Source organism: Microbacterium sp. (assembly GCF_030149085.1).
Classification (GTDB): domain Bacteria; phylum Actinomycetota; class Actinomycetes; order Actinomycetales; family Microbacteriaceae; genus Microbacterium.
The window spans coordinates 1-6,614 of record NZ_JASBSF010000070.1 but is presented as its reverse complement, the minus strand read 5'-3'; the positions used below and the strand labels follow the sequence as shown (position 1 = coordinate 6,614).

Annotated in this window: 6 protein-coding genes and 1 pseudogene; 5 read left to right on the top strand and 2 right to left on the bottom strand. The window is 69.7% G+C overall.

Annotation, left to right across the window (positions count from 1 at the left end):
- Both Q1V87_RS02910 and Q1V87_RS02905 read right to left on the bottom strand, forming a co-directional pair.
- Window positions 1-703: LacI family DNA-binding transcriptional regulator (locus Q1V87_RS02910; protein ID WP_300590784.1), on the bottom strand; the 703-nt coding region annotated here is incomplete at its 3' end.
- Window positions 704-709: 6 nt separating this feature from the next.
- A complete protein-coding gene (locus Q1V87_RS02905; protein ID WP_292725704.1) occupies window positions 710-1,969 on the bottom strand; it encodes a glutamyl-tRNA reductase in 1,260 nt (419 codons plus the stop codon).
- Between the two features lie 41 nt (window positions 1,970-2,010).
- Between Q1V87_RS02905 and hemE the strand changes: the two genes are divergently transcribed.
- The 5 genes and pseudogenes from hemE to Q1V87_RS02880 all read left to right on the top strand — a co-directional run.
- Window positions 2,011-3,132 carry a uroporphyrinogen decarboxylase gene (gene hemE / locus Q1V87_RS02900; protein WP_292725706.1) on the top strand — a complete coding sequence of 374 codons (1,122 nt, stop codon included), beginning with the start codon at window positions 2,011-2,013 and terminating at the stop codon, window positions 3,130-3,132.
- Window positions 3,122-4,531 carry an FAD-dependent oxidoreductase gene (locus Q1V87_RS02895; RefSeq protein ID WP_292725708.1) on the top strand — a complete coding sequence of 470 codons (1,410 nt, stop codon included), beginning with the start codon at window positions 3,122-3,124 and terminating at the stop codon, window positions 4,529-4,531. The genes hemE and Q1V87_RS02895 overlap by 11 nt, the downstream gene beginning before the upstream one ends.
- A 30-nt stretch (window positions 4,532-4,561) precedes the next feature.
- Complete coding sequence (hemQ, locus tag Q1V87_RS02890) at window positions 4,562-5,257, top strand: hydrogen peroxide-dependent heme synthase (RefSeq protein ID WP_347424886.1); 696 nt, start codon at window positions 4,562-4,564, stop codon at window positions 5,255-5,257.
- Between the two features lie 65 nt (window positions 5,258-5,322).
- Window positions 5,323-6,468: a ferrochelatase gene (locus Q1V87_RS02885; RefSeq protein WP_300590785.1), complete on the top strand. Its 1,146-nt coding sequence runs from the start codon at window positions 5,323-5,325 to the stop codon at window positions 6,466-6,468.
- A pseudogene (locus Q1V87_RS02880) lies at window positions 6,465-6,614 on the top strand (hydroxymethylbilane synthase); the annotation flags it as partial. The gene Q1V87_RS02885 and the pseudogene Q1V87_RS02880, both read left to right, overlap by 4 nt.

The following is a 6,614-nucleotide window of genomic DNA, read 5'->3' as shown; positions in this document are numbered from 1 at the left end:
CCAGGCTCGCGGCATCCACCCGGGCGACGATCGGGGCCTGGCCGCGGCTGGCACACCACTGCTGGTAGACGCTTTCGCCGATCTCCAGACGGGGAAGCCCCGGTTCGCCGGTGAGAAGCCCGATGTTCGTGGCGCCACTGGCAGCGAGCAGGTCAAGGGCCGCGGTCGCGGCATCCTCGTATCCGGTGCGGATCCACATCCCTGCGTCCGGCGGAAGGGGGAGGTCATTGGTGATGACGGGGATGCTCTGCGCTGCAGCGATCGCCAGCAGTGGGTCGCTCTCGCGGGCGTCGGGCGCGTACACGGCGTCTACCCGGGCGCTGCGCAGCAGCTCCGGGCGCGCATAGGGGATGACCGTGACCGTGAAGTGGTGCGCGGCTGCGGCGTCAACGAGGGCACTGAGCTGTCGCATGGCGTATTGCGCCTGAGTGGCCTCGCGAACCGGGTCAAGCGGCGGTGACGCGACGTACCCGATCGAGAGTGTTCGCCCGCGCCGGAGCGCTGCGGCGTAGCGGTCGGGGGAGTATCCGAGTTCGGTCGCGGCATCGAGTATCCGCTGTCTGGTGTCGGCGCTGAGCGCGCCCCGGCCATTGAGTGCCTGACTGACCGCGGCGGTGGACACGCCAGCTCTCGCCGCGACATCCTTCACCGTGACCCGCGCGCGCGGCAACGGGATCGGTGTCTGGTCGGGCTGCTGGGTCATGCTCACTCACGTGCCGGGATTCGGCGCCTCCGAGAAAACTGTCTCGACCGCTGCTGACCAGCGTTCGCCCTCCCCGGAGGACGCCAGTGTATGGCCGCGCGCAACGACGTGATGCATGATCACGCCGGCAAAATGCCGGAGCGCCCGTTCGGTCTTCAGCGAACTCTCCGAGGGGTTCTCGGGGAGGCGCGCGATCTCAGCATCCAGGAGCTGTTGAACCCACCCTCGCGCCGCTCGAACCGCCGGCGCGACATCGTGGACCCGACCTGCCCCGGCGTGGCGGAGCGCTGCGTCGGCGACGATCGCTTTCGCATCGGCGAGCGAGGCGAACTCGTCAAGCGGTGCGTGCAAGCGAATCGTCTCGAGGTCGAGCACCTCGACGCCGTGACGCGCCTGCACGTCGGCGGCGACGTTCCGGGGCATGCCGAGGTCGATCACCAGGAGCCGCTCGGCTGCGGCTGTCACCGCGGCGCGACCGGCATCCAGCTCGTCGCCGCCGAGCACGACCCGGGTCGTGCAGGTCACGATGACATCGGCCGACGCGATCTCGGCGGGAAACGATTCCGGGTCGACCGGGATCAGTCCGTGTCGTTGGGCGAACGCGGGGCCGCGACCGGAGGCCGAATGAACACGGATGCCGCGCGCGCCGCGCGCGCGCAGTGCCGCCAATGCTGCCGCGGCATACTGACCGGTCCCGATCAGGAGCACGCGGGCGCTTGACCAGTCGGCGATCCGTGAGGAGGCGAGCTCCAGGGCAAGTCGAACCAGAGAACGACCGGATTCCCCCACGCGCGCCGAGTTCTTGACGGTCCGCGATGTTTCTTTCGCGCGCTCGAAGAGGTGCTCGAGGGCGCGGGTCGTCATCCCCTCGCCGCGGGCGTCTTCGTAGGCGCGCGTGACCTGACCCGCGATCTCGTCCTCGCCGACCACGACCGAGTCCAGGCCCGACGCCACGGCGAACAGATGATGCGCGACACGATTGCCGACGGTGACATCGAGCGTTTCGCGCAGCTCTCGGTAGTCGATACCCGAGGCATCGGCCAGCTCGCCGAGCGCGGCAGTGACGGCGGACTCAGCAGAGTGGCCCTCGTCGGGGTCGATATCGAGGTAGGCCTCGAACCGATTGCAGGTGGCAAGCACGACGGCTCCGCCGATCGACTCGTGGGCGAGGGGGATGTCGCGGCGGACCTCGCCACCCACCTCGGCCAGGCGCTCAAGAGAGGCGAACGGGGTAGCCCGATGGTTGGCCGATAGGCAGACCAGCATCGCTTCCTCCTCGCGTCGACTGGTTAGTATATCGATTAACTATGCAGCTCTCCGATCAGCATCCGTTCGTTGCGCACGCGACGAAGGACTCGCACCTCATCCGCGCCTTCGTCGGACACCGACCAGCTATCACCCCCGTGTGGTTCATGCGGCAGGCGGGGCGTTCCCTTCCCGAGTACCGTGCGCTGCGTGAGGGCAGCTCGATGCTCGACGCCTGCCTCGACCCCGCGCTCGTGAGTGAGATCACGCTGCAGCCCGTGCGCCGTCACGGCGTGGATGCCGCGATCTTCTTCAGCGACATCGTCGTGCCCCTGATGCTGGCGGGGATCGACGTGCGCATCGTCGCGGGCCGGGGTCCGGTCTTCTCCCAACCGGTTCGCACCGGTGCCGACATCGCGCGGGTCACCGCGATCGACCCGCGGACCGTCACCGAGCGGGGCGGGCCGATCATCGAGGCTGTGCGCCGCACGACCAAGATGCTCGCCGCCGAGTCCGTTACTCGCGGCACGCCGCTCCCGCTCATCGGCTTCGCGGGCGCCCCGTTCACCCTCGCTGCCTACCTCGTCGAGGGCGGGCCCTCGAAGGACCATCTCGCCGCGCGCCGCCTGATCCACGAGGACCCGCCCGGGTGGGACGCGCTCACACAGTGGCTCGCCGACATCAGCGGACGCTTCCTCGCCCTCCAGATCGAGGCCGGCGCCAGCGCTGCGCAGTTGTTCGATTCCTGGGCTGGTTCTCTCTCCCCGCGCCTGTACCGGCAGGCAGCGCTCCCGGCATCCGCTCGAGCACTCGCTCACGTGCGGCAGATCGAACCGCCCGCGGACTCCGGGATGCTGCGGGTCCCGCTCTCGCACTTCGGTGTCGGCACCGGCGACCTTCTCGCCGACATCGCGAGCCTCGATCTCGACGTCGTCGGAATCGACCACCGGATCGATCTCGACGAGGCCCTGGAGCGGGTAGGGCGAGAGGTGACAGTGCAGGGGAACCTGGATCCCGCCATGCTGTTCGCTCCCGCCGAGGTCCGCGCCGCGGAGGTCTCCCGGATCATCGCCGCAGGTAAGGTCGCCCGCGCTCACGTCTTCAACCTCGGGCACGGCGTGCCACCCGAGACGGATCCTGACGTGCTGACGGATCTTGTCACGATGGTGCACGATGCCCGCTGAGACGGACGAGATCGTCGATGTGTGCATCGTCGGCGCGGGGATGGCGGGCCTGGTCGTTGCCGCTGAAACCGCCGCGGCTGGACTCCGAACCGTCGTCGTGGACGCCTCCGACCGCGTCGGGGGGATGCTCGCGCCGGTCATGATCGCCGGCGGTGCTGGTGTGGGCGCTGCTGGTGGGCAGGTCGCTGCGGATGCCGGCGCCGAGTCGTTCGCGACCCGAACGACCGGCGTGACAGATCTCATCGACCGCTGGCAGCTTCCCGTCACTGTCACGGCCCCGAACCCCGCCGGGGCGTGGCTCGTTGCCGGCGGCGACTCCGGCATCCGTCGCGCCCCGCTCCCGCGACAGAGCGTCCTGGGGATCCCCGCCGATCCCAGCGCTGCCGACATCCTGGCGCTCGTACCGCCCCGCGCCGAGCAGGTGCTGCCCGTGCCCGCCGAGGAGCCTTCGCTCTACGACCTCGTCGCCACACGACTCGGTGATGACCTGGCAAGCGCGGTGGTAGACACCGTCTGCCGCGGCGTCTACTCGCGCTCTGCCCGCGACCTGAAGCTCTCGGTGGTGCACCCGCAGCTCTGGCAGCGGTTCATGCAGACCGGCGCGCTGACGGATGCCGTCGCCGAGCTTGCCGCGGGGCCCCGCCCCGGCAGCGCTGTCGCGGGGATCGTCGGTGGCATGTGGCGGCTGCCCGTCGAACTGGCAGCCCGCGCCCGCGCCGCCGGGGCGACCATCCTGCTCGATACCCCGGTTCGTCGCATCCATGGTGCCGAAAGCACGCGGGAAAGCGTGGGCCACGGGGCACGCGACGAGGTGCTGAGCGTGGATGCCGGCAGCACCGCGATCCGCTCCCGAACCGTTGTCATCGCCACCGGTCGCGACGAGGCGCTCCGACTCCTCGGCGAGCACAGTGATGGTGACGAAACGCCGGTCGAGCTGGCGATCGCGCTCGTGCGTTCGCCGGGCCTGGATGCTCACCCGGTCGGCACGGGAGCGCTGATCGCCGACGCTGCACCCATCGGTGCGAAGGCGCTCACGCACGCCAACGCCAAGTGGCAGTGGCTCGATGAGAAACTCGAGCCCCACCACCACGTCGTCCGGCTCTCGGCGCGCGACGGCGTCACAGGCGCGTTCGATGAGGCATCCGTCGCGGCGGCGATCAGCGCCGTCACGGGAGTTTCGGTGGCGCCGCAGGACGTGCGCGAGCTGCACGTGCGCCGCTGGGATGCGTCCTCGTCGTCGTCCACGACGCCCGTCATCGCCGCTGACCCCCGCCTGCACCTCGCCGGCGCCGCCGTGGCGGGCACCGGCCTTGCCTCGGTGGTGCCGCACGCGCGCGAGCTCGCCGCAACCCTGATCCACGCGTTCGCGGCGCCGTCGCTCGCATCCACCGCTTCCTGACCCGCACCGCCGCTTCTGACTGGAGGAATCGTGACCGATCCCGTAACCCCCACCGCCTCGAGCCCCGAGGCTGAGTCGACGCCCGCTGGCTACACCCTCTTCACGGTGCTTGAGGTGCCGCGTGTGGCGGCGCCGGAGTTCGGTGACCTGGAGCGCGAGGTCGCAGAGCTTCCCGCCGCCGGCGTGACCCTGCGCGGGCTCTACGACGTCACCGGCATGCGCGCGGATGCCGACCTCATGGTGTGGCTGCACGGCGAGGACCCGGCTGCACTCCAGGCTGCACTGCGCCGGCTTCGTCGCACCTCGGCGCTGCGTGAGGCGAGCATCACGTGGAGTGCCATGGGCGTTCACCGCGAGGCCGAGTTCAACAAGCGACATGTTCCCGGATACCTGCGCGGGGAGGCACCCCGCGAATGGCTCTGCCTCTACCCGTTCGTGCGCAGCTATGAGTGGTATCTGCTTCCCGAGCAGGAGCGCTCAGCGATGCTCGCCGAGCACGGCCGCAAAGGCAGCGCTTTCCGTGATGTCGTGGCCAACACGGTCTCGACTTTCGCGCTCAGCGACTACGAGTGGCTCTTGCCGTTGGAAAGCGACAACCTGCTGAGCCTTGTCGACATGATGCGCGATCTTCGCGCGACGGATGCCCGCCGTCATGTGCGTGAGGAAGTCCCGTTCTTCACCGGGAGACGCGTCGAGGTCGGCGAGCTCGAGGACGTCCTGTCGTGACCGCCGAGAACTTCCGGCCCAAGCCCCCGCACGCGACCGGTGCCTACTGCGCGCCGGGGGCTGCGGTGTGCGGTGCGACGCCCGCGGCGGAATCCGGCCCGGCACACGTGGAAGAACCCGTCGCTTACGACGCGCTGCTGCTGCTCGGGTTCGGTGGACCCGAGGGGCAGGATGACGTCATCCCGTTTCTACGCAACGTCACGGCCGGCCGCGGCATCCCCGACGAGCGCCTCGAGGAGGTCGCGCACCACTACCGCCACTTCGGTGGGGTCTCACCCATCAACCAGCAGAACCGCGACCTGGTCGCCGCCCTCGATGCCGAGCTTCGCGCGCGCGGCATCGACCTGCCGGTGTACTGGGGAAATCGCAACTGGATGCCGTACGTCGCCGACGCCGTGCAGCAGCTGCACGCCGACGATCACCGGCGCGTCCTGGCGCTGGCAACGAGCGCCTACAGCTCCTATTCGTCGTGCCGGCAGTACCGGGAGGACCTCGCCGATGCGCTCGAGGCGACGGGTGTCGGGGAGCAGCTGCAGATCGACAAGGTCGCCCAGTTCTTCGATCACCCGGGCTTCGTGACTCCCTTCGTCGATGGCATCCGGTCGGGGCTGGAGAAGCTGCGAGAGCACGGCATCGAGAAGCCGGACGAGATCGAGGTGCTCTTCTCGACGCACTCGATTCCCGTCGCCGACGCCGAGCGCTCCGGTCCCCGTGACCGCGACTTCGGGCCGGGTGGCGCCTATGCCGCACAGCACACCGCCGTCGCCGAGCAGATCATGCGTGAACTCGGATCCACGAGCCCCTGGCAGCTCGTGTACCAGAGCCGCTCTGGCCCGCCGTCGGTTCCGTGGCTCGAGCCCGACGTCAATGACGCGATCGCGCAGCTGCCCGCTCAGGGCCGGCGCGGGGTGCTCATCGTTCCGCTCGGGTTCGTCAGCGACCACATGGAGGTCATGTGGGACCTTGACACCGAAGCGATCGAAACGGCGGCCGAGCACGGCCTGGTCGCCGTGCGCACCGCGACCCCGGGAACGGCGCCCGCGTACGTTGCTGGCCTGGTCGACCTCGTCGCCGAGCGGCTGAACGGGACTCCCGCGTCGCAGCGTCCCCGCGTGACGTCGCTCGGTCCGTGGTTTGACGTGTGCCGACCCGGATGCTGTGAGAACGCCAGGCTCGGCTTCCGCCCGGCCCTTGCGGGGTTGACGCCGTGACCGTGCGGCTGGGAACCCGTGCCAGCACGCTGGCGATGACGCAGTCCGGAACGGTAGCCCGGATGCTCACGGCAGCCTCCGGGCTTGCGGTCGACCTCGTTGCGCTGACGACCCACGGTGATGTCGCCACCGGGTCGCTCGCGTCG

Coding starts and splice junctions, on each gene's coding strand:
- Q1V87_RS02905 (WP_292725704.1), bottom strand. CDS start 1,969: ATGCTGGTCTGCCTATCGGCCAACCATCGGGCTACCCCGTTCGCCTCT.
- hemE (WP_292725706.1), top strand. CDS start 2,011: ATGCAGCTCTCCGATCAGCATCCGTTCGTTGCGCACGCGACGAAGGAC.
- Q1V87_RS02895 (WP_292725708.1), top strand. CDS start 3,122: ATGCCCGCTGAGACGGACGAGATCGTCGATGTGTGCATCGTCGGCGCG.